Source organism: Dyella sp. SYSU CM1112 (genome assembly GCF_058216415.1).
On the sequence record NZ_JBZEGI010000001.1, the window covers coordinates 349,717 to 375,717 of the forward strand.

Below are 26,001 nucleotides of genomic sequence, written 5' to 3' on the forward strand. Positions count from 1 at the left end.
CTGCTAAGCTTGCGCCCCATGTCACGAATCCGCCCGCTTCCTCCTGAGCTCATCAATCAGATCGCTGCCGGCGAAGTCATCGAACGTCCCTCCTCGGTCGTCAAGGAGTTGGTCGAAAACAGCCTGGATGCAGGTGCCACACGTATCGACATCGACATCGAACTGGGTGGCGCACGGCTGATTCGCGTACGTGACGATGGTGATGGCATTGCCGCCGAGGACTTGCCATTGGCGGTAGCCTCACATGCGACGAGCAAGATCGGGAGTTTCGACGACCTCGAGCATGTCGCGAGCATGGGATTTCGCGGTGAGGCATTGGCATCGATGGCTTCGGTGGGCCGTTTTGCGATGACATCTCGTTTGCGTGGAGCCGACAATGCCTTCCGTATTGAAGTCGATAGTGGCCGCATGCAAGAAGCGCGTCCCGCTCAGCATCCGCAGGGCACCACGGTGGAACTGCGCGACCTGTTCTACAACGTTCCCGCCCGACGCAAATTTCTTCGCGCAGAGCGTACGGAATTTGCCCATGTCGATGACTTGCTCAAATCACTGGCATTGGCGCGCGGTACGGTGGAGTTTCGATTAAGCCATAACGGGAAATCACTGCGGATCTGGAAAGCGGCACGCGACAGCCAGTCTATGCTGGCGCGGGTGGCCGAGGTGATCGGTGAAGTATTTCCACAGCAGAGTCTGCGCATCGATCATGCTGCAGCGGGCATGCGTTTGTCGGGCTGGGTAGGGTTGCCGACAGCCTCACGTCCGCAAGCGGATGCGCAGTACTTTTACGTCAATGGCCGCCTGGTTCGGGATCGTGTGGTAGCGCATGCCGTCCGGCAGGCTTACGCGGACGTCCTGTTTCACGGACGGCATCCTGCGTTTGTGCTTTATCTTGAGCTGGATCCCGCCGGTGTCGATGTCAACGTGCATCCCGCCAAGAGCGAAGTGCGTTTCCGCGAGCAGCGGCTGGTACACGATTTTCTATTCAGGACCCTGCACGAAGCCCTTGCTGAGACACGCGCCGGATATGCCGTGCCGGTAGAAAGCCCGTCCCTGTCCTTACCGGCTGGCGTATCGGCGAGCGGTGCAACAGCGATTGCAGTGCAGACGGGCAACTGGGGTGGTGGGGCAGCGGCGCAGAGTCGTCTCCAGCTTGGCGTGCGCGAGACGCCCTTGGCAGATTACGCGGCCTTGCTGGGCGAAGCAGCTGTCGCTCGTCCGGTGATTGCGCCGACTCAATCCATGCCACTTGCCGCTGATGAAGGCGATGTGCCGCCATTGGGCTACGCCATCGCCCAGCTCAAGACGATCTATATCCTTGCCGAAAATGCATTCGGGCTCGTGCTCGTCGATATGCATGCGGCGCACGAGCGCATTACCTACGAGAAGCTGAAATCTGGCCGAGCCTGCAGCAATCTCCGTTCGCAGATGCTGCTGGTGCCGCTGTCCGTTCCGGTGAGCACCAAAGAAGCTGCCGCAGCGGAAGAGCATGGCGAAGCACTGGCCGATTGGGGGCTGGAGCTGTCACGCAGCGGTCCTTCCGCCGTGGTGGTGCGTCGTATCCCTGCCTTGCTGGAAGGGGCGGATGTCGCCGAGCTCACGCGTAGCGTGCTGGGCGAGTTGGCGCAGCATGGAAGCTCGCGTCAGCTGCAGGAACTGGAAAACGAACTTCTCTCCACCATGGCCTGTCATGGCTCGGTGCGTGCCGGCAGGCGTCTCACCCTTCCTGAAATGAACGCATTGTTGCGCGAGATGGAAGCGACCGAACGCTCCGGCCAGTGCAACCATGGACGCCCTACCTGGGTGCAGTTGGGCATGACAGAATTGGATAAGCTTTTTCTACGTGGTCGTTAAGAAGTGCTTGTGCAGCATGTAAATGGATACCGATACTCGGGCCCTATCCTTCTTTGCTTGCAACGCGCGGAGCCAACCCCATGTGGCGTAACGTTCTGGCAGGACTGATCCTTAGTAGTGGAGTTGCTCTCGTGCATGCTGATTCTTCCCAACAAGCGATGTCTTCGGATGCTTACCAGCAAAGCATCGAGACGTGGCGTGCCGAACGCGTCGCGCGTTTGACCGCGCCGGAAGGCTGGCTCAGCCTCAGTGGCTTGGAGTGGCTGCAGCAAGGGGCCAACAAAGTTGGCAGCGCCTCGGATAACGATGTGATTCTTCAGACAGCGCCTGCGCACCTGGGCGTTATCACGCTTGATCAGGCAGGGCATATCCATTTCAAGCTGGCCGACGAAATCGACGCAACGGTCGATGGCGCGCATGTGCCGGAAGCTACGTTGGTCGATGATGCGCACGTCACCGGCAAGGAAGTGCCGACGACAGTGGCTTTCGATACCACGAGCTTCTACGTGATCGATCGAGATGGCCGCAAAGCGCTGCGAGTCAAAGATTCCAGGGCCGCTACCCGCGAGCACTTCCTGGGCATCGATTATTTTCCAATCGATCCGTCATGGCGCATCGTGGCGGACTGGGTGCCTTTCAATCCACTGCATGACCTGCAGATCGGTTCGGTGATCGGCACCATCGATACTGTGAAGGTACCAGGCAAGGCGGTGTTCACACATGGTGGACACACCTATGAATTGTTGCCTTACCAGGAAGAACCTGGCGGCGACCTCTTTTTCGTGCTGGCTGATCGGACGTCCGGACACGAAACCTATGGCGCGGCGCGATTCCTCTATGCCGCGCTGCCGGTGAACGGCAAAGTCGTATTGGATTTCAACAAGGCCTACAACCCGCCTTGTGCGTTCACGCCATTCGCGACATGCCCGCTCGCGCCACCTGAAAATCGCCTCGATCTGCGTATTACGGCGGGCGAGAAGAAATATCGCGGCGGCCACTGATCCTCAAGGGGATGGGGCCACGTAGCGTCAGTGCGCCTCATAAAGGCGCACTTGTCATTGCGGCCTGTTTTCTTGTCCCACTGATCCCTTGTTTCTTATTTTCCCTTGAACGTGGGTTTGCGTTTTTCGAGAAACGCGTTAGTACCTTCCCGCATGTCTTCAGTTGCGAACGCTAGCGCGAACGCCTGGGTTTCGAATTCCAACCCCTGATCCAGCGACATTTCGCCGCCCTGCAGTACAGCATCCAGGATGCCGGCAGCGGCCAAGGGTGCGGCGGCGGCTAACAGGTCGGCGAGCGCATGCACATGTTCGTCGAGGGTTTCATGAGCCACGACGCAGTTGACCACGCCCAATTCGTAGGCGCGCTGCGCGGAGATGGTGCTGCCGGTCAGGCACAGTTCCAGCGTAGCGCCGCGCCCGGCAAGACGCAGCAAGCGTTGGGTACCGCCGAAGCCAGGAATCAGGCCCAGGTTGATTTCGGGCTGGCCGAACTTGGCTTTGTCGCTGGCAACGCGTAGATGACAGGCCATCGCCAGTTCCATGCCGCCACCCAGCGCAAAGCCCTGAATGCGCGCAATGACCGGCTTGCCGAGCCGCTCGATCGTGCTCATAAGGCGTTGTCCGGTGCGAGAAAAACTTTGGGCTTGCACCGGGGCGTAACCATTCATCTCGGCGATATCGGCACCGGCCACGAAGGCCTTGTCGCCAGCCCCGGTCAAAATAACGGCACGCACGCCATCGTCCTGCGACGCCTGTGTGAAGGCTAGCGTCAGCTCGTTCAAGGTTTCGCGATTGAGCGCATTGAGCTTGTCCGGGCGATTGACGGTGATGATGCGGACGGCGTCCCGATTGCCGATTTCGAGGTTGCGATAAGCCACAGCGGACTCCGGAATTGAACGTAAAGCACGGATTTTAGCAGTGGGAACCTTTGCCGCCTCGCGGTTTTCTTAGATCTTGTTCGATGTTTCTGCAGGGTGGGTGGACGGTGCTTTTGACGCCCGTTACCGTTCCAGATCTTGAATGGTTTCATGGCGGTTCCGGCGCCTTTGCTGCTGCATCGAATGCGGGAACCGCTTAGGATGGCGACTTTCGCCGTATGCTTAAGAACCTGCCCCATGTCTCCAGGTAGTCTGTGCGGGTTCCTTATCCCGTACGGTGGCCGCTTGAACTGAGCGGACCGCCTGATGGCATTGGGTAAGCTTTGCGTCGTGGAGAAGGTAATGGCACATAAGCGTTGGGTGGTTTCGGTTTTTCTGCTGCTTGCCGTATGCACGGCTCAAGCGCAGGGACCGGCGTCGTCCAATCCGAGATCGCGACCACCGGTGATAAAGCTCGACCGGCACAAGCTTTCGTACGCGATCGGTTATCGCATCGGGACGCAGTTCTCCGACGGTGATCTGCCGGTGGACATGGCGGTACTGCAGAAGGCGATCGAGGACGCGTATGCAAAGCGCCCGCCGGCGGTGCCGAAGGAAGAGATGTACCAGCAGCTGGTGGGCCTTGGTGAGCGCATGCATGAGCAGGCGATGGCCGAATACAAGCACATTGCGGCCGAGAACGCGCACAAGAGCGCCGAGTTCATGGCGCATAACGCCACGCTGCCGGGTGTGATTCAGCTACCCTCGGGCATCCAGTATTCGGTCATCAAGAAGGGTACGGGCAAGATCAATCCAGGCATCGATAGCCTGGTAACCGTCAATTATCGCGGCATGCTGATCGACGGTACGGAATTCGACAGCACCTGGGCGCGTGGCGCGCCCGCGAGTTTCACCGTCAATAAAGTCATCCGGGGCTGGCAATACGTCATCCCACGCATGCACGTCGGCGATCGCTGGAAAGTTGTCATTCCTCCGCAGCTTGCCTATGGCGAAGATGGTGCACTGCCGAGAATCGGCCCCAATCAGGCGCTGGTATTCGACATTGAGTTATTGGATATCAAGCCGCCGGACCCGAATGCCCCCGGGCCCTGAGAATTTTTTCCTCTTGCGGGCTCCTGTTCCTGGCTCCCATCGTCTAAAAATCCCCGGCAAGTTCTGACGCATGCCTGCCCATGCGCTAGCATGTGAGAGGCATGTCGAACGATTTCTCACCTTCCCCCCAAGCTATCTTGAGTCCGTGCGTAGGTATTTGCCGGCTCGATATGCTTGGCTATTGCCAGGGCTGTTATCGCACTGGCGACGAAATTGCCCGCTGGCGCAGCATGAGCGATACCGAGAGGGCTCATTACATGGATGTGGTGCTGCCATCGCGCGGAGCGGCGTGATGGAGTCTTTGCTGCGCGCTTTGCGCCCGCTGTCGCAGCCGCCGGTTGCACCCGGTTGGAACCATGCCGAAATGGCCGAGCTGCTTGGCGACGTGGTGCGCCGGCCTGCCGCTGTGCTGATCGGATTGCGTGGCGAATGGCCACCTCGGATGGTCTTCACGGTACGGACGGATCATCTGAGTTCGCATGCCGGGCAAGTGGCTTTCCCGGGCGGAAGTTCCGATCCTTCGGATGCCGATGCGGTAGTTACCGCATTGCGTGAAAGCGAAGAGGAGATTGGATTGAATCGGGCGCTGGTGACGCCGCTGGGTTATCTGGATTGCTTCGAGACCATCAGCGGCTTTTGCATTACACCGGTGGTTGCCCGCATTGCCGAAGAGGCTAGGTTCCAGCCTGCACCTGGTGAAGTGGCTGAGGTGTTTGAGGTGCCCTTGTCGTTTTTCCTCCAGCCAGACAATTTGCGGCGCTATGTCATGGACTACCGGGGCCATCGGCGCGACATGGTGGAATTCCACTACGACGGGCATCGAATCTGGGGCGCTACCGCAGCCATGTTGCAGAACTTTTTGCAGAGGATGGAGCAGTCATGAAAAGCACCTTGATCGCCGCCGAGGAACTCGCCACGCTGCTGCAAGAAGGCGTGCTGATTGTCGATTGCCGCCATGACCTTGCCGATCCGGAGAAAGGCGAACGCGATTATCGGGCGGGGCATATCCCGGGTGCTGTGTTCGCCAATCTGGATCGTGATCTTTCCGATCTCAGTCGCGTGAGCATGGGCCTAGGACGGCATCCATTGCCAACCGAAGAGGCTTTTTCCGGCGTGCTTGGCCGATGGGGTTGGCGACCCGGTATGCAAGTGGTGTGCTACGACGCCAGCAATGGTTCATTGGCGGCAGCGCGTTTATGGTGGCTGTTGCGGTTGTGTGGGGAACATGCAGTCGCCGTCCTCGACGGAGGCTATGCGGCGTGGAAAGCGGCAGGATTGCCGGTATCGGAAGAAATCCCTCCGCGACAGCCCACGCAGGTCAGCGTGCGTTACGAAGCTCGCCAGGTTTTGCTTGATCATGCGGCGATTGCCGATAGGTCGAACGATCTGCTGATCGATGCACGGGCCACGCCGCGCTATCGCGGCGACCTGGAGCCCATTGATCGGGCTGCGGGTCATGTACCAGGCGCGGCCAATCGTCCGTTCACCGACAACGTGCAGCCGGACGGTCGCTTTAAATCTCCCGCCGAGTTGCGACGGGAGTTCCTTGCGGTGATCGGTGACTACGAGCCCGGGCATGTAGTGCACATGTGCGGCTCCGGTGTCACTGCATGTCATAACCTGTTGGCAATGGAGCACGCCGGGCTTGCCGGCTCGCGCCTGTATGCGCCGTCTTGGAGCGGTTGGATCAGCGATCCCTCGCGACCGGTTGCAACCGGCAACGCATGAGACACCTGCTACCCTCAGCCTTTCTACGCCGTCTTGCTCTTCAATCTGTTGACCAGCGCCTGCAAGGCAGCCTGTGTTTGCGGATGGAAAAACGCGTCGACAAAGTCATCGATCGGCAAAGCATCGACATCCGCATAGGTGCTTGTCAGGTCGGCTCGCGCAATCCGGCGGGTTCCGAGCATGGCATGGGAGGGCAGGGCTAGTGTTTCGCCAAGCCAGTGAAGAGCCCGCGTGGTCACCTGTTCCACGGCAGTGAGTTCATCGACAAAGCCATAGGCCAAGGCTTGTTGTGCATCGATCAATGCACCGGAGACCAGTAGTCGCTCTGCGCGATAGGCACCTATCACACGGCGTAGCGCCATCTGGATGCAGTCTGGTGCGATCAGCCCCACCTGGACTTCGTTCAAGCCGATGCGATAAGGGCCTTCTGCCATCACGCGGTAATCGCAGAACAATGAAAGCACGGCACCGCCTGCTGGACTGTGGCCGGTGATCGATGCAGCGATCGGCACAGGCAAGTGAGCGATTTCCGCGCAAGTGGCAAAGAATTCGCGCCAGTACTCACGCACACCGGACCGGTCGCACTTCAGCAAGGCCGGCACGTCCACACCGGCCGAAAACATGCCTTGTGCACCGGACAACACGACACCGCGTGCGCCATCCCGCACGGTGTCCTTCAACGCTCGTTGCAGGGCGCGCAAAAGATCCAGATTGAGAGCATTGACAGGTGGCCGCGCCATCTGGATTTCAACGGCGGCCTCGTGCTGAGTGATTTGGAGCATAAGCGTCTCTGAGTGGGGTCAGGATTGCGGATGATCGTTGGCTGTCCACGCGTATCGGACGGCGTAGTCGAGCACGGACTTGCCATTGGCAGGTACATCAACCTTGAATTCCAGCGTATCGGTGGTTTGCTTGCTGGGTTTTATATTGGATGAAGTTAGCGTCCACTGCCGCCAGCGATTCGGGTGCTCGCGAACCGTCACAGTGCGAGCGCTGTCACCAGCATTGGTGAGCGTAATACGAAAGGCTTCGTCCAGGGTGCGGCCGGCGGTGTCCACATGAAAATGGGTGCGTTCGCGCTGTCCGCGTAGATCGAAGGCGGTACCCAAGGTGATCGTGGTTTCGTTGCCCTTGGGTGTGTCCGTGATGCGGCCTTCCCCGATGAATTGCGGAACGCCGTTGCGATCGGCTGTCAGCACGCGCAAGTAGCCGGCGGGCAAGCTGTCGAAAGCCGTGAAGCGGAGCGTGCTAATGATGGCGGTGTTTTCGTCCGGAATGAAATCGCGGTTGATCATCGGTTGCGGCGGCAGCCAGTTGCCTCCGTTCTCATACAGCGCGATGCGTTCGCATCCCAGCGTGCGTGCTGCATACAGCGGTACCTGGCTGATACTGCCGTCGGGCAAGTCGACCGGCGCGGGAAGTGTGTAGCTGCGATAGTCGCCCAGCGATGATTGCTCGGGCAGCGCTTCGGCTGAAGCGGTTTTTGCCATGGCACGCATCATCATCGGTCGCGGCGCCGAAGCTTTGGCGAAGTTCGGCTCACCGGCGATCAGCGTGAGATGGATGTCATGCCAATCGCGACCGCTGCGGTTGGCAATGCTGGCGCGCGATTCGAATTGCATGCTGCACGTATTGCCTGGCCGCAGCGTTGCGACGTAAGCCGCCCGCCAGCCAACGCCAGAAGTGGGATAGCTGAGAACCGTATCGGCTTGCCCGCTGCGAGCGGCGTCGATGCGCAGACGCAGAGTGGAGCCTGTAGGGAAATGACCGCCGCTCGTGTTGACCGCGGCGTATTGGCGAATCAGCGTCGTTCCGTTCTGTCCGCGCACAACCAGCCCATCCTCGCCAGCACGTAGAAGCGTGCCGCTCGCCAATACTTGGCCCGTGTTGCCAAGCACGTTGATATTGCTGCCTGTCAGGCCGATCAGCGCCGCGTTGGGGCCCTGGCCGAGCAATAAGCGCTGAGATAGCACTTTGGCCTCGCCATGGGGAAAGCCAAGCGCCATCGCCTCGGCGTCCAGTTGGCTAGGCAGATCGCCCAACACAAGATCGTGCACGCCAGCCTGCAAGGTCACCGTGCGCTGTTCCCGCACTACCGCATAGCCTTCATTGCTCTCGTTGTCAGGACCACTCGTATAGAGAGAAGGGCTATCGCTGCGATACAGCGTCATCGATGCATGATCAGCACCCAAGGCCCACGCTGTTCCGCCAAGCATGGCAAGGATGAGGGCGAGAACCGCTCGATGCCTGATCGTCATGATGCACTCCCTTGGCGGATAACATGCCCGATCATAGCGAGCGACGCGCGCAGGCGTATGTGCTTGCTCAGCCCCTCGTTCGCTTGCGCTTCAGGGCTGGCGCCAGGGACGGCGTCATTTGAACCAGCATCATCGCCGTGCATCGCTTATCGCGACGCAGCATCCTTGATCGCCCGCGGCAGCGGCACGGACTTCCCCGTAGCGGGGTCCATCCACACCATCACCACGTGTCCATCGCAATACAAGCTGTCGCCATCGGCGGCATCGACGATGCGATGTCCGATTGTCATGGAGCTGTTGCCCATCCGCGCGCAGAACAATTCCACCTGCAACTGGGCTGGCCATGCGATCGGTCGGCGGTAATTGACCTCGCTGGCCGCCATCACCGGCATGGCATGTTCATCGAGCCACGAGCCGGGTACACGCTGCAGCCACTGCAGGCGTGCCTCTTCGAGATAGGTCAGGTAATTGGAATTGTTGACGTGATTGAACGCATCAAGATCACGCCACCGAACACTGATGCTTGCCGTATAGAGCAGTGGAGCCTGAGAGCTTGACGTGTCAGGTGCGGTACTCATGAAGCGACCTTGCGTTTGGGTTTGGCTTTGCCGTTGCCGTTGTCACTCTCGGCCTTCGGTCGTGCAGTTCTGGCGAGCTTCAAATGCGGCGCCAGAAAGCGGCCGGTATGCGAGCCGGATGTGGTCGCGACGATTTCCGGTGAGCCCGCAACCAGGATGCGTCCGCCGCCAGCGCCGCCTTCAGGGCCGAGATCGACAATCCAGTCGGCCGTCTTGATCACATCGAGATTATGCTCGATCACCACTACGGTATTGCCTTGATCCACCAACTGATGCAGTACATCAAGCAATTGTTCGATATCGTGGAAGTGCAAGCCGGTCGTGGGCTCGTCGAGAATATACAGCGTGCGGCCCGTATCGCGCTTGGACAATTCCTTGGAAAGCTTCACGCGTTGCGCTTCGCCGCCGGAGAGGGTGGTCGCGCTCTGGCCCAGCTTGATGTAGTCCAAGCCTACGGCACGCAAGGTGTCGAGTTTGCGTGCTATCACTGGCACATTTTCGAACAGCTTGGAGGCATCTTCCACCGTCATGTCGAGCACGTCGGCAATCGTGTGTCCTTTGTAAAGGATCTCGAGTGTTTCCCGGTTGTAGCGTTTGCCATGGCAAACGTCGCACGGAACATACACGTCCGGCAGAAAGTGCATTTCCACCTTGATCATGCCGTCGCCTTCGCAGGCTTCGCAGCGACCGCCGCGCACATTGAAGCTGAAACGGCCCGGGGTGTAACCACGAGAACGCGCTTCGGGCACCTGTGCGAACAGTTCGCGCAAGGGCGTAAACAAACCGGTATAAGTCGCAGGATTGGAGCGTGGCGTGCGGCCGATCGGCGACTGGTCGATGTCCACCACTTTATCGAACAGCTCCAGTCCTTCTACCGATTTGTACGGTGCAGGTTGAACGCTCGATCCGTTCAACTCGGACGCGGCAATGGCGAACAGCGTGTCGTTGATCAGCGTGGATTTGCCTGAACCCGAAACGCCGGTGACGCAGGTAAACAAACCAGCCGGAATCGACAGGTCCACGTTTTTCAGATTATTGCCGCTGGCACCGTGCAGATGCAGCCACGAATCTTTGTCGAGCTGTTCGCGGCGTTCTTCCGGAATCTTGATTTCACGCTTGCCGGAAAGGTATTGGCCAGTGAGCGAGCGAGGCGACGCAAGCACATCCTTCAGTGAACCTTGGGCGACGATTTCGCCGCCATGCACCCCTGCGCCCGGACCAATATCCAGGACGTGATCGGCGGCACGAATGGCGTCCTCATCGTGTTCCACCACGATGACCGTATTGCCCAGATCGCGCAGCCGCGTAAGCGTGCCGAGCAAGCGTTCATTATCGCGCTGGTGCAGGCCGATCGAAGGCTCGTCGAGCACGTACATGACGCCGACCAGACCCGCGCCGATTTGCGAAGCAAGACGAATGCGCTGCGCTTCGCCACCCGACAGCGTGTCGGCCTGGCGGTCAAGCGTGAGGTAATTCAATCCCACATCGTTGAGAAAGTTGAGGCGTTCGCGGATCTCCTTGACGATCTTCACCGCGATCTCGCCGCGCCAACCGGTGAGCGTGAGTGTTTCAAAGAATGTCACGGCATCGTCGATGGAGCGCGAAGTCAAAGAAGGTAGCGCCTGATCGGCCACGAACACATGGCGCGCCGAACGGTTCAAGCGCTGACCGCCGCATTCAGGGCACGGATGGTCGCTGATGTACTTCGCCAATTCCTCGCGTACGGCCGGGGATTCGGTTTCCTTGTAGCGTCGCTCCATGTTGGGCAGGATGCCTTCGAACGCGTGTTCACGCGTCACCTTGCCGCCGCGCTCCGTGAGATAGCGGAAGGCGATTTTTTCCTTGCCGCTGCCGTACAACACGGCTTGCTGCACAGGCTTGGGCAACTTCTGCCAAGGTGTTTCCACCTCGAAACCGTAGTGCTTGGCCAACGACATGATCAATTGGAAATAATGTGCATTGCGACGGTCCCAGCCGCGCACCGCGCCGCCGGCCAGCGACAGCTCTGGATGGCTTACTACCCGCTCGGGCGAAAACACTTGCGTCACGCCCAGCCCGTCGCACGTGGGGCACGCGCCCACCGGCGAGTTGAAGGAGAACAGGCGTGGTTCCAGTTCCGGCAACGAGTAGTCACACACCGGACAGGAATAACGTGAAGAGAACAGCTGCTCGCTGGCCTTCGCATCATCCATGTCGACCACGATCGCCAAGCCGTCACCCAGGCGCAGCGCGGTTTCAAACGATTCGGCGAGCCGCTGTTTGATGTCATCGCGTGGACGGAAACGATCGATTACCACCTCGATAGTGTGCTTCTGGCGCAAGGTGAGCGGCGGCACGGCGTCAAGCTCGTAGACGGCACCGTCCACCCGCGCACGCACGAAGCCTTGCGCACGCAACTGCTCGAATACCTGGACATGCTCGCCCTTGCGCTCGCGGATCACGGGGGCGAGCAGCATGAAACGCTTTTCCGGATCCAGGGCCAGCGTGGTATCCACCATCTGACTGACTGTCTGCGCTTCCAGCGGTATGCCATGGTCAGGGCAGCGAGGGGTGCCGACGCGCGCATAGAGCAGGCGCAGATAGTCGTACACTTCGGTGATCGTACCGACGGTCGAGCGGGGGTTGTGCGAAGTGGATTTCTGCTCGATCGAGATGGCCGGTGACAGACCTTCGATATGGTCGACGTCCGGCTTCTCCATCATCGACAGGAACTGGCGTGCGTAAGCCGACAGTGATTCGACATAGCGCCGTTGGCCTTCCGCATAAATGGTGTCGAAGGCCAGGGACGATTTGCCGGAACCCGAGAGACCGGTGATCACGATCAGCCGGTCGCGAGGCAGGTCCAGGTCAATGTTCTTGAGATTGTGCGTGCGAGCGCCGCGGATGCGTATGGTGTCCATCACGCTGAAGTATTTGGGTGACCGTCCACTATACCAAGTGACTGCGCCACGTCCCCACGGCGGGGGAGTAAGCCTGCTGACAACGTGGTGTCAGCATTTCCATTCATCCCTAGGCAGCAGACAGGCACGCGACTATCCTCGCTGGCTGGTTCCTGGAATTCTGATGCGAGGGTGGCGTATGGCTGGCAGATGGCTGATGGGCGTGGGGCTATGCGCGGCGCTGGCGACCGGCCCCGTTTTTGCGGCACAACCCACCGAGGCGCAGGTGCGGGAGCTGATGCAGGTGATGAACGTACCGGGACAGTTCACCGTCATGAACAACCAGATGGCGGCCATGATGAGCCAGGAGCTTCCCTGCATACCGGCCACCTACTGGCAGACCTACATCGACAAAAATGGCGTGGAACAACTTACAGCTGCAATGATTCCGGCCTACCAGCATCATTTTACGGCTGAAGAGGTGGAAGGGCTGATCAAGTTCTACCGCTCCCCGCTGGGGCAGAAGCTGGTTGCCCAGATGCCAGCCACCATGGCCGAGGCCGCTCAGAGCGGCCAGCAATGGGGGCGCCAGCGTACTGCGGACATGTTTTCCGAGCTCCAAAAGGAAGGAAAGCTCGACGCCCAGGGGCGCTGCCCAGGCACCAGCAACGCCCAGGGCAGTGGGGATCCGGGACAGTGAGCGAGCCTTCCCGGCCAAGTGGTCAATGATTGACCAGAAAAGCACTGCCTCGCTATAATCCTCAGTTCACTGCGCTCGCGAGCGGGCGCGGTGAACCCAAGAGAATAACGACAGAAGGGCCATTCCCATGAGTTATGCAGTCATCAAGACCGGTGGCAAGCAGTACCGCGTCCAGCAGGGCGACGTCCTGCGCGTGGAATTGCTGAACGCCGAAGAAGGCGCCAGCGTGAAGTTCGACCAGGTGCTGTTGGTCGGTTCGGGCGAGACCGTCACAGTCGGCGCTCCGGTCGTTGCCGGCGCCACCGTAAGCGCCACCGTGCGCAAGCACGGCCGCGCCGATAAAGTCCGCATCATCAAGTTCCGCCGCCGTAAGCATCACAAGAAGCAGCAGGGACATCGTCAGCATTTCACCGAAGTCGAGATCACGGGCATCAACGCCTGATACAGCCGGAGTAAACAGTCATGGCACATAAAAAAGGCGTAGGTTCATCCCGCAACGGTCGCGATTCGAACCCGAAATATCTCGGCGTGAAGATGTACGGCGGCCAGGCCATCGAGGCCGGCAACATCATCGTGCGCCAGCGCGGCACCAAGTTCCATGCCGGTACCGGCGTGGGCCTGGGCCGTGACCACACGCTCTATGCGTTGGTCGATGGAGTGGTCGAATTCAAGACCCGCGGCGAGAACAACCGCAAGTACGTCAACGTGGTCAAGGCCTGATCCAGGCCTCCCGTTGCAACAAAGGCCCCGCCCTGGCGGGGCTTTTGTTTTATAGGCGGGAATCGTCCCCAACCGATTCCCCCCTTTCCTGGAATGTCATGCCTGCTTTCGCGGGAATGACATCCATGAAGGTACGATTCCCGATTAACGATGCCCGGCATGCCATCTCATGAAATTTGTCGACGAAGCGATCATCAAAGTCCAGGCCGGTGACGGCGGCAACGGCTGCATCAGCTTCCGTCGCGAAAAATTCATTCCGTTCGGCGGTCCGGATGGCGGCGACGGCGGCTCGGGCGGTTCGGTCTGGCTGGTGGCAGACGAGGGACTGAACACCCTGATCGATTTCCGCCACCAGCGCAGCTTCAAGGCGCAGCGCGGTCAGAACGGCATGGGCAGCGACATGTACGGCAAGGGTGGCGAAGATACCTCCATCCGCGTGCCCGTCGGCACCGTCGTCACCAACGTCGACACGGATGAAATCATCGGCGACCTTACCGCGCACGGCCAGCGTCTGCTGGTTGCGCAGGGTGGCAAGGGTGGCCTGGGCAACATCCACTTCAAGAGCTCGGTCAACCGCGCGCCGCGCAAAGCCACGCCGGGCACGCCGGGCGAAGTGCGCGAGCTAAAGCTGGAGCTGAAGCTGCTGGCCGACGTCGGTCTGCTCGGCTTTCCGAATGCGGGCAAGTCGACTTTCATTCGTGCGGTATCGGCGGCGACGCCGCGCGTGGCGGATTATCCGTTTACCACCCTGCATCCGAATCTGGGCGTGGTCAGCCTCGGTACCGACCAGAGTTTCGTGATCGCCGACATTCCCGGTCTGATCGAAGGCGCTGCGGAAGGCGCTGGGCTGGGTATTCAGTTTCTGCGTCATGTCGCGCGCACACGTTTGTTGTTGCACATCGTGGACATCGCTCCCATCGACGGTTCCGATGTGGTGGAGCAAGTGCACGCGATCGAACACGAGCTAGAGAAATTCGATCCCGAATTGCTGCATCGTCCGCGCTGGCTTGTGCTCAACAAGGCCGATGTACTGCCATCGGACGAACGTCAGGCCGTGGCGGAGGAGATCATCAAGCGTCTGGGTTGGGCTCAGCCTTGGTTTCTGGTTTCCGCCATCGCACGCGAAAACACCCTGACTGTGTGCCAGCAGATCCAGCGTTTCTTCGAAGCACAGCGCGAGACGCGCGAAGGCCGTACGGATATGCTGCCAAGCGATGTGCGCTTGCGCGACGAGCCTTGAACGCTTTACACCCCCTCCTTTTTGGAGGGGAGCAAGGTGAGGGGCGGACCTTGCAATAAAGGTTATAAAGACGGTTCTTTGGGAAAGCAGCAGACAGGGCGACGATGGAATCCAAGGCGAGTACAGCCCCTCACCACAACCCGTGGATCACGTCCGGATCAGATTCTTCCTCCGCAGGAGAGCGGAGGCCGAAAGCATGAAACTTCAGGCCCGTATCGCCACCTACCGCCGCTTGCGCGACGAGTCGCTCTGGCGTCTGCTCGCAGCCGACCATGCACCGGAAGTCATCGGCTTATTGCAAACTCTGTTGATGGACGGTGAGCGCAAGCTCAGCGCTTCCATTCTGTTCGAACGATTGCAACAGCATCTCGACACCATCAATGCGTCGGATCTGCCGCGCGAGTTGCCACGCACCGCCCAAGCCTACGTGGCCGATTGGTTGGCCAAGGGATTTCTGGAACGCCGCTTGCCTGAAGGGGCTCATGAAGAGGAATACGAGCTTTCTGCGCAGACTTCGCAGGCGATTCGTTTCGTCGGCAGCCTGGACACGCCGCGTGCCGCCGCGACCGAAAGCCGCCTGTCCCTGGTCATCCAGCAACTGGTACGCCTGGCTGAGCAAACCGAAACCGACCCTACCACGCGGTTGAACGCCTTGTACGCCGAGCGCGACCGGCTTGATGCGGACATCGCGCGCGTCAGTGCCGGCAAGCTGGCTGCCCTGGATGGCAAGCGTGCCCTGGAGCGCGTACGCCAAGTGATTCAGCTCGCCGATGAGCTGGCGGAGGACTTTCGTCGCGTGCGCGACGATTTCGAGCAGCTCAATCGCGAGTTCCGCGAGCGCATCATTGATGATGAAGGCCAGCGTGGCGATGTACTCGACCGGCTGTTCGAAGGTGTCGATGTCATCGCCGAAAGCGAAGCTGGTCGCAGCTTTAATGCTTTCTGGAATCTGCTCAATGACATGGAGCAGAGCGCACAGCTTGACGTGGCGCTGGAAAACGTACTGTCGCGTGGTTTCGCCAAAAAATTGCAGCGTCACGAGCGGCAATTCCTGCGCGGCTTCAGCGGCGTGATGCTGGAGCGCGGCGGTCATGTGCATGAGGTGTTGCAGCAATTTGCGCGTAGCCTGCGCGGCTTTGTGCAGAGTCGCGGCTATCTGGAGCAGCGCCGGCTGAATCAGCTTCTCAAGCAGGCGCAGGCCGAAGCGCTGCAACTACGCGACTCGGTAGGCGTGCGTCAGCGCACGCCCTACACGCTTAAACTCACCACCAGCCGCTTGCGTTCGTTGTCGCAGTGGCGCCTGCACGATCCGCGCCATGCTCACGTAGACGGCAGCATCATTCGTAGCGAAGGCGCGGCCATTTCACTGGATAGTGTGAGCGAATTGGTATCGCAATCGGAAATCGACTTCCGCAGTTTGCGCCGCGATCTGCACGAATTGCTGGCCGAGCATGATCAGCTGTCCATCGGTCAGGTGCTGGATTGCAAGCCGGCCGAGCAGGGCCTCGGCAGCGTGGTGGGTTATCTCTCTCTGGCTACGCGCCATGGCATCGTGGCCGACGAACAGGAGGCCGTGCGCTGGAAAGGCGGCGATGGCCATTGGCGCCAGGCGCGCATTCCATTGGTGTGGTTTCTGAAAGAGAAACGTCATGAATTTGCTTGAAGACGAAGCGCCTGCTGCCGAAGCCGAGCAGCCGCCTGCGCGCGAAGGAAAGTTGTTCGATGGCGATACCGGTACGTTGCCACTGGATGCGCGACGCGTGCTGTGCCAGCTGCTGAGTGGTCCCAGCGTCGATCAAGGGCGGCACAGTCAGCTGTGGCCGGCGGTGTTGCGTTACGAAGCGCAACTGCGGGCGCACCTCAACGATCTGTTCCTGGAATTAGTCCTCGACCGTGATGCTGGCGTGGCATTTACGCGCCAGGCCGAAACCGGCGAACTGGAAACACCGGTGCTGTTGCGCTCCTCGCCGCTTACCTTCATTGATTCCGTGCTGCTGCTGTATTTGCGCCAGCAGTTAGCCGAAGCCGATGCGCAAGGTCATCGTGCCGTGGTGGAAGAAGGTGCGCTACTGGATGCGTTATCGGTGTACGAGAAAAATCTCTCGACGGATCGTGCTGGCTTCAACAAGCGCGTCGCTGCCTCCATTGCCAAGATGAAGGAAAATCACGTGTTGGAAAAACTGCGCGGCAGCGAGGATCGCTATGAAGTGTCGCCGGCCTTGAAGCTGCTGTTTTCGGCCGAGGACGTACAGGCCCTGGCGCATGTCTATCGTCAGTTGCGCGAGGCGGACGGGGCCATGGAGGACGTTGCGGATGAACGCTAGACCCAAGGCAGCGCGCAAGCAGGCCAAGTCGGCGAAGCGTGATACGACACCCACGCTGTTCCTGTCTGATCTGCCCGATCCGCGCAGCGAGCAATTCCGCATGCGTCGCTTGCAGGTGTTCAACTGGGGCACGTTCAGCGGCCTGGTCGACATTCCTATCGCCGAACGCGGCTTCTTGTTCGTAGGGCGTTCCGGTTCTGGCAAATCCACCTTGCTCGATGCGATGTCGGCGCTGCTGGTACCGCCCAACCTGGTGGACTTCAACGCCGCTGCGCGCGAAGCCGAACGCAGCGGTCGTGACCGCAACCTGGTTTCGTACGTGCGTGGTGCGTGGGCCGATCAGCACGATGGCGAATCCGGTGAAATTGCCACCCAATACCTGCGTAAAGGCAGCACCTGGTCCGCCTTGGTGCTGGAATACCGCAATGTCCAGGGTGAAACGATCAGCTTGATCCGCCTGTTCTGGGCCGCCGGCAACGGTTCCACGGCGGCGGACGTGAAAAAGCATTACATGGTGTGCGAACGCGCTTTCGACGTCGCCACTGAGCTGCAAGGTTTCGATCTTGACTTGCGCAAACTCAAGACGCGCTTCGGCGAGGATGTGCACCACTTCGATACGTTTGCCGGCTATGCCGAGCGCTTCAGGCGCTTGCTGGGCATCCAGAACGAGATGGCGCTGAAGCTGCTGCACAAAACGCAGTCCGCCAAGAACCTGGGCGACCTCAACACCTTCCTGCGCGGCTTCATGCTGGATGAGCCGGAAACCTTCGGCGCGGCCAACCGGCTGGTGACGGATTTCGGCGAACTGGATGCCGCGCACAAGGCGGTGGTGATTGCGCGCGAACAGGTGGATACGCTGGTTCCCGCGCGCACCGCGCACGAAAGTTTGCTTGCATTGCGGCGCGAGACGAACGCCTTGCGCGAGTTGCATGTGTGCGTCGACACCTGGCGCGAACAGCGTCGCCTGGTGCTGCTCGATGAGCGTCTCGCCGAACTCAAGGTGCGTGACGTGGCGCTGGAAGGCGAAATCGCGCAGCGCCGCCAGGTATTGGAAAACCATGATCGGCGCCTGGCCGATCTGGAACGGCAGCGTCGCGAGCAAGGCGGTGACCTGATCGATCAGCTCGAACGCGAGCACGAGCAGGTCTCGCGCGAACGCGACGAACGTATGAAGCGCCGCGACAAGGCGGAGAAAGCCTGTGGCGAATTGAGCTGGACCATGCCATCCACCGCGCAGGGCTTCGCTGAACTGGTCGGCCGCTCGCGTGAATTGCTGGATGGTGCGCGCGACCGCGCCGCCAGCCTGGAGGAGCACATGGATGCTCTGAAGCGCGAACGCGATCAAGCCGGTCAGCGCTTTGCCGCAGTGCGCGCCGAAATCGATGCATTGAAACGCAATCCCTCCAATATCCCCGCGCCGATCCAGGCGATGCGTGCGCGCCTTTGCAGCGAGTTGGGCTGGTCTGAAAATGCGTTGCCGTTCGTAGGCGAACTGTTGCAGGTGAAATCCGAGCATGCCGCATGGCGTGGCGCCATCGAACGTGTTCTGCATGGTTTCGCGCTCTCGCTGCTGGTGGATGAGCGGCATTACGCGGAGGTCTCCAACTGGGTCAACAGAACACACTTGAGCGGCAAGCTGGTGTATTACCGTGTGGGTCGTGTCGATGCGCTCGGCCAGCGCATGCTGGAATCGCGCTCGCTGGTGCATCGGCTGGAGATTCGCGACCACGCGCACCGCGACTGGCTGACCCATGAATTGACGCGGCGTTTCGACTACGCCTGCGTGGATTCAGCGGCTGCCTTGCGCAACGCGGATCGTGCCATCACCCGCGAAGGCCTGGTCAAGCACGGCGGCGACCGACACGAAAAGGACGACCGTCGCGCGGTAGATGACCGTCGTAATTGGATACTGGGTTTCGACAACCGCGACAAGCTCGCCTTGTTCGAACGTGAAGGGCAAGAACTGGCGCAGACGATTGCGCACGCTTCATCCGGCTTGGACAAGCTGAAATCCGAGCGGGATGCCGATGGCGACCGTCGCCTGGCCGCTTCGCAGCTCGCCAATCTGGAGTGGGAGGAAATCGACGTAGCCCCGAAGCTACGCCGCCTTGGAGATATCGAAGGCCAGTTGCAGCAGTTGCGCGCGGGCGATGCGACGCTGCAAGAGATCATGCGGCAGCTCGATACTGAGCGCATCGCGCGCACGCGCGCTGCCAAGACATGGGAAGACGCATCAGCCGAACGTCTGTCCTTGGGACGTGAGCGCAGCGGCTTTACCCGGCAACGCGAATCCTGCGAGCCACTAGCCAGTGCCATGACCCTTTCGCCTGCGCAGGCGGAAGCGCTGGCTGCGCGGTTGCCGCAGCATCCGCCGCTGGTGCTGGACAATCTTGATCGTCAGGTCAATCAGGCGAAGGACGGCTTGAACCTGTCGCTTGCCGAGCACGCGCAACAGGACAATGCGCTAGTACAAACCATCGAGGAATGCTTCCGCACATTCTGTCGCAGATGGCCGCAGGACAGCGCCGATTTCACGCCCAACATGGATTCGGTCGAAGGCTTCCTATCACGCTTGCGCCGGCTTGAACTGGACGGTCTGCCCAAGCACGAAGCGCGCTTCTTCGATCTACTGCAAAGCCAGAGCAAGCAAAACCTGCTGGTGTTGCAGAAATACATGACCGAAGCGCGCAAGTTGATCGGCCAGCGCATGGAAGAGGTGAACGAAAGTCTGGAACGTGTACCATTCAACCGCGGCACCCTCCTGCAGATCGAACTCACCGATCGCAATCTACCCGAGGTGCGCGAATTCCAGCTGCAACTGCGCGACGTGCTCTCGCATCACCAGACCGAAGATCGCGGACGCGCCGAAGCACAATTTGCGGTTCTGCGCCAACTCGTGGGCAAGCTGGCCGCTGACGATCCGGAGCACAGGCGCTGGCGCGAACACGTGCTGGATGTGCGCCAACACGTGGAATTCGTTGGTGTGGAAAAGGACGCCAACACCCTTGAGACCGTAGAGGTGTACCGCAGCGGTGCTGGTAAATCCGGCGGCCAGCGGCAGAAGCTCGCTACCACCTGCCTGGCCGCGGCGTTGCGCTATCAGCTTGGTGGCGATGATGGCCACTTGCCACGCTACGCGCCGGTCGTGCTCGACGAAGCCTTCGATAAAGCGGATAACGAATTCACCGCACTGGCGATGAATATCTTCGAGAACTTCGGTTTCCAGATGGTGGTGGCCACGCCTTTGAAATCGGTGATGACGCTGGAACCGTTCATCGGCGGCGCTTGCTTCGTCGATATTTCAGGGCGCCACGACTCGGGCGTGCTGCTGATCGAGTACGACGAAGACCACAAGCGACTGGCCTTGCCGGAAAAGGCGCGTGCCGACACCTGAGGAACTGCGTCGGCGTTTGCGTACACGCTGGCAGAACCAGCGGCGCAAATGGCTGATGGGAGAGGGTGAGTGGCCATTGTCGTTGAGCACGGAGCCACCCACTGAAGCAAAGGTGATGGCCGATTGGCCACGTTTCGATCAGTGGCTTGCACAATGGCGCGAGGTTGCCCGTGGCGGAGTCGGCCAAGTGTGTTGCGAGGCGCGCAGTTGGTCGCGGGTCGGTGAACAGCGCGTGCCCTGCGCATGGCAATTCGCGACGCCGGAAGCCGTGGCGGCCGAGCTGGGATTCGCTTCGCGCTGGTCGCTGGCAAGGCAGCGTTTCCATGACTTGGCCGCATGGGAGGCGTCGTCGCCGGTTTGGCGTACCGAGCTGTCGCGTCATATCGATGTACTGGCCGATCTGGACGTGCCCGAATTCGAGCGGTTATGTCGAGTAGTGCAATGGTTGTGGCGTCATCCCGCTTCGGGCCTTTTTGCGCGGCAACTGCCCATTCCCGGCGTTGATAGCAAATGGGTCGAATCGCGACGGCGCCTGGTAGCTGCATGGGTTAGTGCGCTGTTGGGTTCCGCAATACAAGCTGATTTTCATGCGGCGACCGGATTGCGCGCTGCGCCCGATCGCCTGCGCATGCGCGTGCTCGATCCGGCATTGCGAGCCGTATGGGGTGGCTTGTCCGATATCGAAGCGCCTGCCGAGGAATTCATCAATCTGGCGATACCAGCGAGCCAGGTGCTGATCGTGGAAAACCTTGTTACCGGCCTGGCCTGTGAAAATTTACCTGGCACAGTGGTTTTCATGCGTCGCGGCTACGCGGCCAGCACGCTTGCGACGCTTCCTTGGTTGGCGCAGCTTCCCGTTTACTACTGGGGAGATATCGATACACATGGACTGGCCATCCTCAGCCACCTGCGTGGTCATCTACCGCAGACGCGCTCACTGATGATGGACGAAGAGACGTTGCTTGCATTCGAGTCGCTGTGGGGCAGGGAAGACCAGCCGCACACCGCGGCCGAACTGCCAGGATTCACCGAAAGAGAACGGCAGTTATATCGGGCACTACGCGCAGGTGAATACAAGCAGGTACGTTTGGAGCAGGAGCGGATAACCTGGGATTGGGCGTGGCAACAGGTAACGAGCTCCCTTTCGGGACCGGCGTAAAGCCACGCAAAGGCATGACCAGCGCACCATGCGTGCGCTCTCTTTTATCCTCCATCATGGATGTTCTTCCCACCGGAGAGGCTCATGACCGATCGCCGCGATTTCCTCAAAACCACGCTATTTGCCACTTCCGCGCTGGCGCTGCCGCGCTTTTCCCGCGCTGCCGCGACCCTGGGTGGTACTGTCCCGGGTAAGGTGGGAGCCCGCGTCGTTTCTACCTGGGATTTCGGTGTGCCTGCGAATCTGGCGGCATGGGCCGTGCTCGGCAAAGGCGGTAAACCGCTGGATGCGGTGGAGAAAGGCGTGATGGTGCCGGAGGCGGACCTGCACAATCACAGCGTGGGACGCGCGGGCTATCCGGATCGCGACGGCAAGGTCACGCTCGACGCCAGCATCATGGACGGCGACGGTCGCTGCGGTGCGGTGGCGGCGCTGGAACACATTGCCCATCCGATCAATGTGGCGCGCAAAGTGATGGAAGACACGCCGCATGTCTTGTTGGTCGCCGATGGTGCATTGGAATTTGCCTTGCAGGAAGGCTTCAAGAAAGAAAACCTGCTGACGCCCGAATCGGAAAAGGCGTGGCACGAATGGCTGAAACAGGCCAAGTACACACCGGTGGCCAATAGCGAGAACATCGATTACCACCGCAGCCTGCAAGGCCTGGGCATGCCGGGTGGCAAGAACAATCACGACACTATCGGCATGCTGGCGATCGATGCCCATGGTCATCTGGCCGGCGCGTGCACCACCAGCGGCATGGCGTGGAAGATGCACGGCCGCGTGGGCGATAGTCCGATCATTGGTGCGGGCTTATACGTCGATAACGAGGTCGGTGGCGCGACCTCTACCGGTGTCGGTGAAGAAGTGATCCGCAATGCCGGCAGCTTCCTGGTGGTGGAATTGATGCGCCAGGGACGCCGTCCGCATGAGGCTTGCGAGGAGGCGGTGCGCCGCATCGTGAAAAAGCGTCCCGAAGCGACCAAGGACATGCAGGTGGGTTTCCTTGCCCTGCGCCGCGATGGCGAGTGCGGTGCCTATGCCATCCAGAAGGGATTCACCTATGCGGTGTGCGACGTGCACAAGCAGGATCGCCTGATGGCTTCTCCCAGCCTTTACCAGACGACATACACCTGATGCCGACACAAGCCTTGCTCGAGATTGCGGCCGGCTCGCTGGCTTCGGCGCTGGCCGCGCAGGAAGGCGGCGCCGACCGTGTCGAACTGTGCGGCAGTCTGGCGGAAGGCGGCATCACGCCTTCCTACGGAACCTTGGCCGTGGCGCGTGATCGGGTGCGTATTCCGATATACGTGTTGATCCGTCCGCGCGGGGGCGACTTTCTCTACGGTGATGATGAATTCGACATCATGCGACGCGATGTCGAGATGTGTGTCCGCATCGGCTGCGACGGCGTGGTGATCGGCGCGCTGGATGCGGATGGCCGCATCGATTCGCGTTGTCGTGAACTGGTGAGCGCGGCGGGCACGCTTGGCGTGACGTTCCATCGCGCGATGGATGCAAGTTCGGACCTGAGCCGTTCATTGGAGGACATCATCGCGCTGGGCTGCGAGCGGGTGTTGACCTCGGGCGGTCAGGCGAACGCTCTGGCTGGTGCGCAGGTGATCGCCGAGTTGGTGAAGCAGGCGGATGATCGCATGGTGGTGATGGCCGGAGCAGGGATTCGTGCTGCCAACTTGATCGAAGTCGCACAGCTTACGCAGGCGCGCGAATTTCATGGTTCGGCGCGTGGGATGCTTCGTTCTGCAATGCGCTATCTCAACCCGGCCTTGCAGGATCTGTCGCCGGATATCGAGCAGAGCAGGGTGGAAGAAGTACGGACGATGAAAGAACGACTGGTTTCATTCTTTTCCTCGCCTGGGAGGGGAACGGTGCCGTGAAGCAGGTATTCCTCACGGCTGTCATGCCCCTTTGGGGCGAAGCTACGGTGGGGAGGTAGTGGCGCGAGATTGCGCCTCATCCTGCGTTCGCTCTCGGGGGAGAACGAGGGGTACGCAAAAAAGCCGGCGTTTCCGCCGGCTTTTTCACCAACCCTATGCTTGCCTGGCCTTAGGCCAGCTCGCGAATCTTGGCGTTCAAACGGCTCTTGTGGCGAGCAGCCTTGTTCTTGTGGATAAGGCCGCGGGCGGCGTAGCGATCCATCACCGGCTGGGCGGACGTGAAAGCGGCCACGGCGGCAGCCTTGTCCTTGGCCTCGATGGCCTTGACGACCTTGCGCAGGGCGCTACGGACCATGGAACGGGCGCTGGCGTTGCGCAGGCGGCGCTGCTCGGACTGGCGCGCGCGCTTCTTCGCGGACTTGATGTTTGCCAAGGTAGAACTCCGGAATGAATACTTGGGTTGGAAAAAGGCGGCAATTATGGCGGTAATTTGCCGATAGGTCAAGCGCTTAACAGAACAGGCGATGAGAGCTCGGTTTGTCCTCTTCCTGATAGTAGAGAGTACCTCGAAGGAGCGTGTGAAGGGCTGCGAGAGAGGACACGCAGTCTGGCAAGATTGGCCCTCACCCGGCGCTCTCCCCGAGAGGGAGAGCGCAACGCCTAGGATTCTTTCTCCCGCATGAAATCTCCCAGCATGCTACGCGGGCTGTTGTCGTTCAGCAGCATGACCATGATTTCACGCGTGCTTGGGTTGCTGCGCGACATCTCGATCAATCATGTATTCGGGGCCAACGTCGCCACCGATGCATTCTGGGTGGCATTTCGCATTCCCAACTTCATGCGTCGCATGTTCGCGGAGGGCGCGTTTTCCACCGCCTTCGTACCGGTCTTTACCGAAGTGAAGGAGACGGGAACACACGCCGAGCTAAAAACCTTGATGTCACGCACGGCGGGCACGCTGGGCGGCGTGTTGCTGATCGTGAGCGCTTTGTGCGTGCTGTTTGCGCCACAGGTCGCGATGGTGTTCACGCCAGGTGCGGTGGACGAGCCGCAGAAGTTCACCCTGACGGTCGAGCTTTTGCGGCTCACTTTCCCGTTCTTGTTATTCGTCTCGCTGACTGCGCTTGCGGGTGGGGCGCTAAATAGTTTTCATCGTTTTGGGTTGCCGGCGCTGACCCCTGTCATCCTCAATCTATGCATGATCGCGGGCGCCTGGTGGCTGTCCCGCCGTCTGCAGACGCCGATCCTGGCGATGGGTTGGGCGGTGCTGGGGGCGGGCGTCCTGCAGGTGTTGTTCCAATTGCCGACGCTGCGCCGATTGGATCTGCTGGCATGGCCCCAGTGGGGATGGCGGCATCCGCATGTGCGGCGGATTTTGCGCCAGATGGTGCCTACGCTATTCGGCTCATCGGTGTCGCAGATCAATTTGCTGTTCGATACGGTGATCGCTTCGCTGCTGATTTCCGGGTCGCAAACCTGGCTATCGCAAGCCGATCGCTTTCTGGAATTGCCGCTTGGCGTATTCGGCGTCGCGCTCGGTACGGTGATCTTGCCTTCGTTGTCGCGCCATCACATCGCCACCGATCACGAAGGCTTTTCGAAAGCGCTGGATTGGGGGCTGCGTACCACCTTGCTGATCGCCGTACCCGCCATGCTGGGCCTGATGCTGCTGGCCCAGCCGCTGGTTGCTACGCTGTTTCAAAATGGCCAGTTCCATCCTTTTGACACGCGCATGACCACGCTATCGGTAACCGCGTTGAGTTTTGGCGTGCCGGCCTATGCGCAGGTGAAAGTCCTGCTGCCTGCGTTTTACGCGCGCAAGGACACCCTGACACCCGCACGCGCCGGTGTCATCGCATTGCTGTCCAACATGCTGCTCAACGCAGTGTTCCTGCTGGCGCTCTACACTTGGTGGGCGCCGCAAAGCCTGAAAGCCGGACCCTTGCTGGAAGGCTTGTCCCGCGTGCCCGGCCTTCATCTCGCCCTCGGCATGGCCAGCGCGATAGCCAGCTACGTCAACGTGTTGCTGTTGTGGCGTGGGTTGCGGCGGGCAGATGTCTATCAGCGCCAGCCGGGCTGGGGACGTCACCTCATGCGGCTGGCTATCGGCTGCGCAGCGATGACAGTAGTGCTGTCGCTGGGGCGCTGGTACTGGCCGGATTGGACGCAGATGCCGGTGATCGGTCGGGTATGGCGTCTCGCTTTGCTGGTGTGCACCGGCGGCCTCACTTATGTCGCGGTGCTCTTTGCCACCGGGTTCAAGCTGCGGGAATTGCACCACGCATGAGCGAAGAATCGTCA

At 60.3% G+C, this 26,001-nt stretch carries 21 protein-coding genes and 1 pseudogene; 16 read left to right on the forward strand and 6 right to left on the reverse strand.

Annotation, left to right across the window (positions count from 1 at the left end; genetic code table 11):
* Nucleotides 1–18: 18 nt before the first annotated feature.
* Complete coding sequence (gene mutL, locus AC4HNJ_RS01760; protein ID WP_490477801.1) at nt 19–1,851, forward strand: DNA mismatch repair endonuclease MutL; 1,833 nt, start codon at nt 19–21, stop codon at nt 1,849–1,851.
* A gap of 158 nt (nt 1,852–2,009) precedes the next feature.
* Nucleotides 2,010–2,852: a DUF1684 domain-containing protein gene (locus AC4HNJ_RS01765; RefSeq protein ID WP_490478085.1), complete on the forward strand. Its 843-nt coding sequence runs from the start codon at nt 2,010–2,012 to the stop codon at nt 2,850–2,852.
* A gap of 95 nt (nt 2,853–2,947) precedes the next feature.
* Here AC4HNJ_RS01765 and AC4HNJ_RS01770 read toward each other — a convergent pair whose 3' ends face one another.
* A complete protein-coding gene (locus AC4HNJ_RS01770; RefSeq protein WP_490477802.1) occupies nt 2,948–3,730 on the reverse strand; it encodes an enoyl-CoA hydratase/isomerase family protein in 783 nt (260 codons plus the stop codon).
* A 342-nt stretch (nt 3,731–4,072) separates the two neighbouring features.
* On the opposite strand from AC4HNJ_RS01770, the gene bamJ reads away from it, so the two are divergent.
* The 3 genes and pseudogenes from bamJ to AC4HNJ_RS01785 all read left to right on the forward strand — a co-directional run bounded on the left by bamJ (nt 4,073) and on the right by AC4HNJ_RS01785 (nt 6,550).
* Nucleotides 4,073–4,822, forward strand: a complete 750-nt coding sequence (gene bamJ / locus AC4HNJ_RS01775; RefSeq protein ID WP_490477803.1) for a BamJ family beta-barrel-assembly machinery protein — start codon at nt 4,073–4,075, stop codon at nt 4,820–4,822.
* A gap of 101 nt (nt 4,823–4,923) precedes the next feature.
* Nucleotides 4,924–5,705: pseudogene (locus AC4HNJ_RS01780) on the forward strand (NUDIX hydrolase).
* Nucleotides 5,702–6,550, forward strand: a complete 849-nt coding sequence (locus AC4HNJ_RS01785; protein ID WP_490477804.1) for a sulfurtransferase — start codon at nt 5,702–5,704, stop codon at nt 6,548–6,550. The pseudogene AC4HNJ_RS01780 and the gene AC4HNJ_RS01785 overlap by 4 nt, the downstream one beginning before the upstream one ends.
* A 23-nt stretch (nt 6,551–6,573) precedes the next feature.
* Here AC4HNJ_RS01785 and AC4HNJ_RS01790 read toward each other — a convergent pair whose 3' ends face one another.
* From AC4HNJ_RS01790 to uvrA, 4 genes are all read right to left on the reverse strand, one after another.
* Nucleotides 6,574–7,332 (reverse strand): enoyl-CoA hydratase/isomerase family protein, encoded by a 759-nt coding sequence (locus tag AC4HNJ_RS01790; protein WP_490477805.1) that lies wholly within the window; start codon nt 7,330–7,332, stop codon nt 6,574–6,576.
* A gap of 18 nt (nt 7,333–7,350) precedes the next feature.
* Nucleotides 7,351–8,808 (reverse strand): DUF4139 domain-containing protein, encoded by a 1,458-nt coding sequence (locus AC4HNJ_RS01795; protein WP_490477806.1) that lies wholly within the window; start codon nt 8,806–8,808, stop codon nt 7,351–7,353.
* 146 nt (nt 8,809–8,954) lie between these two features.
* Nucleotides 8,955–9,386, reverse strand: a complete 432-nt coding sequence (locus tag AC4HNJ_RS01800; RefSeq protein WP_490477807.1) for an acyl-CoA thioesterase — start codon at nt 9,384–9,386, stop codon at nt 8,955–8,957.
* Complete coding sequence (gene uvrA / locus AC4HNJ_RS01805; RefSeq protein WP_490478086.1) at nt 9,383–12,286, reverse strand: excinuclease ABC subunit UvrA; 2,904 nt, start codon at nt 12,284–12,286, stop codon at nt 9,383–9,385. The genes AC4HNJ_RS01800 and uvrA overlap by 4 nt, the downstream gene beginning before the upstream one ends.
* Before the next feature lie 196 nt (nt 12,287–12,482).
* On the opposite strand from uvrA, the gene AC4HNJ_RS01810 reads away from it, so the two are divergent.
* The 10 genes from AC4HNJ_RS01810 (at nt 12,483) to AC4HNJ_RS01855 (ending at nt 23,700) form a co-directional block, all read left to right on the forward strand.
* A complete protein-coding gene (locus AC4HNJ_RS01810) occupies nt 12,483–12,965 on the forward strand; it encodes a DUF2059 domain-containing protein (protein WP_490477808.1) in 483 nt (160 codons plus the stop codon).
* Between the two features lie 127 nt (nt 12,966–13,092).
* Complete coding sequence (rplU, locus tag AC4HNJ_RS01815) at nt 13,093–13,407, forward strand: 50S ribosomal protein L21 (protein ID WP_490477809.1); 315 nt, start codon at nt 13,093–13,095, stop codon at nt 13,405–13,407.
* Between the two features lie 20 nt (nt 13,408–13,427).
* The gene (gene rpmA, locus AC4HNJ_RS01820; RefSeq protein ID WP_490477810.1) at nt 13,428–13,685 is read left to right on the forward strand and encodes a 50S ribosomal protein L27; all 258 of its coding nucleotides are present in this window, start codon (nt 13,428–13,430) and stop codon (nt 13,683–13,685) included.
* A gap of 169 nt (nt 13,686–13,854) precedes the next feature.
* Nucleotides 13,855–14,925 (forward strand): Obg family GTPase CgtA, encoded by a 1,071-nt coding sequence (cgtA, locus tag AC4HNJ_RS01825; protein WP_490477811.1) that lies wholly within the window; start codon nt 13,855–13,857, stop codon nt 14,923–14,925.
* A 196-nt stretch (nt 14,926–15,121) separates the two neighbouring features.
* Complete coding sequence (locus AC4HNJ_RS01830; RefSeq protein WP_490477812.1) at nt 15,122–16,588, forward strand: DUF3375 domain-containing protein; 1,467 nt, start codon at nt 15,122–15,124, stop codon at nt 16,586–16,588.
* On the forward strand, nt 16,575–17,249 hold the full coding sequence (locus AC4HNJ_RS01835) for a DUF4194 domain-containing protein (RefSeq protein ID WP_490477813.1): 675 nt from the start codon (nt 16,575–16,577) through the stop codon (nt 17,247–17,249). Before AC4HNJ_RS01830 ends, AC4HNJ_RS01835 begins: the two co-directional genes overlap by 14 nt.
* Nucleotides 17,239–20,643: an ATP-binding protein gene (locus AC4HNJ_RS01840; protein ID WP_490477814.1), complete on the forward strand. Its 3,405-nt coding sequence runs from the start codon at nt 17,239–17,241 to the stop codon at nt 20,641–20,643. The genes AC4HNJ_RS01835 and AC4HNJ_RS01840 overlap by 11 nt, the downstream gene beginning before the upstream one ends.
* Nucleotides 20,630–21,802, forward strand: coding sequence for a Wadjet anti-phage system protein JetD domain-containing protein (locus AC4HNJ_RS01845; RefSeq protein WP_490477815.1), 1,173 nt, complete (start codon nt 20,630–20,632; stop codon nt 21,800–21,802). Before AC4HNJ_RS01840 ends, AC4HNJ_RS01845 begins: the two co-directional genes overlap by 14 nt.
* Before the next feature lie 84 nt (nt 21,803–21,886).
* Nucleotides 21,887–22,939: a glycosylasparaginase gene (locus AC4HNJ_RS01850; protein ID WP_490477816.1), complete on the forward strand. Its 1,053-nt coding sequence runs from the start codon at nt 21,887–21,889 to the stop codon at nt 22,937–22,939.
* Complete coding sequence (locus AC4HNJ_RS01855) at nt 22,939–23,700, forward strand: copper homeostasis protein CutC (protein ID WP_490477817.1); 762 nt, start codon at nt 22,939–22,941, stop codon at nt 23,698–23,700. Before AC4HNJ_RS01850 ends, AC4HNJ_RS01855 begins: the two co-directional genes overlap by 1 nt.
* A gap of 169 nt (nt 23,701–23,869) precedes the next feature.
* Here AC4HNJ_RS01855 and rpsT read toward each other — a convergent pair whose 3' ends face one another.
* A complete protein-coding gene (gene rpsT / locus AC4HNJ_RS01860; protein WP_490477818.1) occupies nt 23,870–24,133 on the reverse strand; it encodes a 30S ribosomal protein S20 in 264 nt (87 codons plus the stop codon).
* A gap of 246 nt (nt 24,134–24,379) precedes the next feature.
* Between rpsT and murJ the strand changes: the two genes are divergently transcribed.
* Nucleotides 24,380–25,987, forward strand: coding sequence for a murein biosynthesis integral membrane protein MurJ (gene murJ / locus AC4HNJ_RS01865; protein WP_490477819.1), 1,608 nt, complete (start codon nt 24,380–24,382; stop codon nt 25,985–25,987).
* Nucleotides 25,988–26,001: the final 14 nt, after the last annotated feature.

What these genes read in the sequence shown, in the direction of transcription:
- mutL (WP_490477801.1), top strand. Translation starts at nt 19, where the DNA reads ATGTCACGAATCCGCCCGCTTCCTCCTGAGCTCATCAATCAGATCGCT.
- AC4HNJ_RS01765 (WP_490478085.1), top strand. Translation starts at nt 2,010, where the DNA reads ATGTCTTCGGATGCTTACCAGCAAAGCATCGAGACGTGGCGTGCCGAA.
- bamJ (WP_490477803.1), top strand. Translation starts at nt 4,073, where the DNA reads ATGGCACATAAGCGTTGGGTGGTTTCGGTTTTTCTGCTGCTTGCCGTA.
- AC4HNJ_RS01785 (WP_490477804.1), top strand. Translation starts at nt 5,702, where the DNA reads ATGAAAAGCACCTTGATCGCCGCCGAGGAACTCGCCACGCTGCTGCAA.
- AC4HNJ_RS01790 (WP_490477805.1), bottom strand. Translation starts at nt 7,332, where the DNA reads ATGCTCCAAATCACTCAGCACGAGGCCGCCGTTGAAATCCAGATGGCG.
- AC4HNJ_RS01795 (WP_490477806.1), bottom strand. Translation starts at nt 8,808, where the DNA reads ATGACGATCAGGCATCGAGCGGTTCTCGCCCTCATCCTTGCCATGCTT.
- AC4HNJ_RS01800 (WP_490477807.1), bottom strand. Translation starts at nt 9,386, where the DNA reads ATGAGTACCGCACCTGACACGTCAAGCTCTCAGGCTCCACTGCTCTAT.
- uvrA (WP_490478086.1), bottom strand. Translation starts at nt 12,286, where the DNA reads ATGGACACCATACGCATCCGCGGCGCTCGCACGCACAATCTCAAGAAC.
- AC4HNJ_RS01810 (WP_490477808.1), top strand. Translation starts at nt 12,483, where the DNA reads ATGGGCGTGGGGCTATGCGCGGCGCTGGCGACCGGCCCCGTTTTTGCG.
- rplU (WP_490477809.1), top strand. Translation starts at nt 13,093, where the DNA reads ATGAGTTATGCAGTCATCAAGACCGGTGGCAAGCAGTACCGCGTCCAG.
- rpmA (WP_490477810.1), top strand. Translation starts at nt 13,428, where the DNA reads ATGGCACATAAAAAAGGCGTAGGTTCATCCCGCAACGGTCGCGATTCG.
- cgtA (WP_490477811.1), top strand. Translation starts at nt 13,855, where the DNA reads ATGAAATTTGTCGACGAAGCGATCATCAAAGTCCAGGCCGGTGACGGC.
- AC4HNJ_RS01830 (WP_490477812.1), top strand. Translation starts at nt 15,122, where the DNA reads ATGAAACTTCAGGCCCGTATCGCCACCTACCGCCGCTTGCGCGACGAG.
- AC4HNJ_RS01835 (WP_490477813.1), top strand. Translation starts at nt 16,575, where the DNA reads ATGAATTTGCTTGAAGACGAAGCGCCTGCTGCCGAAGCCGAGCAGCCG.
- AC4HNJ_RS01840 (WP_490477814.1), top strand. Translation starts at nt 17,239, where the DNA reads ATGAACGCTAGACCCAAGGCAGCGCGCAAGCAGGCCAAGTCGGCGAAG.
- AC4HNJ_RS01850 (WP_490477816.1), top strand. Translation starts at nt 21,887, where the DNA reads ATGACCGATCGCCGCGATTTCCTCAAAACCACGCTATTTGCCACTTCC.
- AC4HNJ_RS01855 (WP_490477817.1), top strand. Translation starts at nt 22,939, where the DNA reads ATGCCGACACAAGCCTTGCTCGAGATTGCGGCCGGCTCGCTGGCTTCG.
- murJ (WP_490477819.1), top strand. Translation starts at nt 24,380, where the DNA reads ATGAAATCTCCCAGCATGCTACGCGGGCTGTTGTCGTTCAGCAGCATG.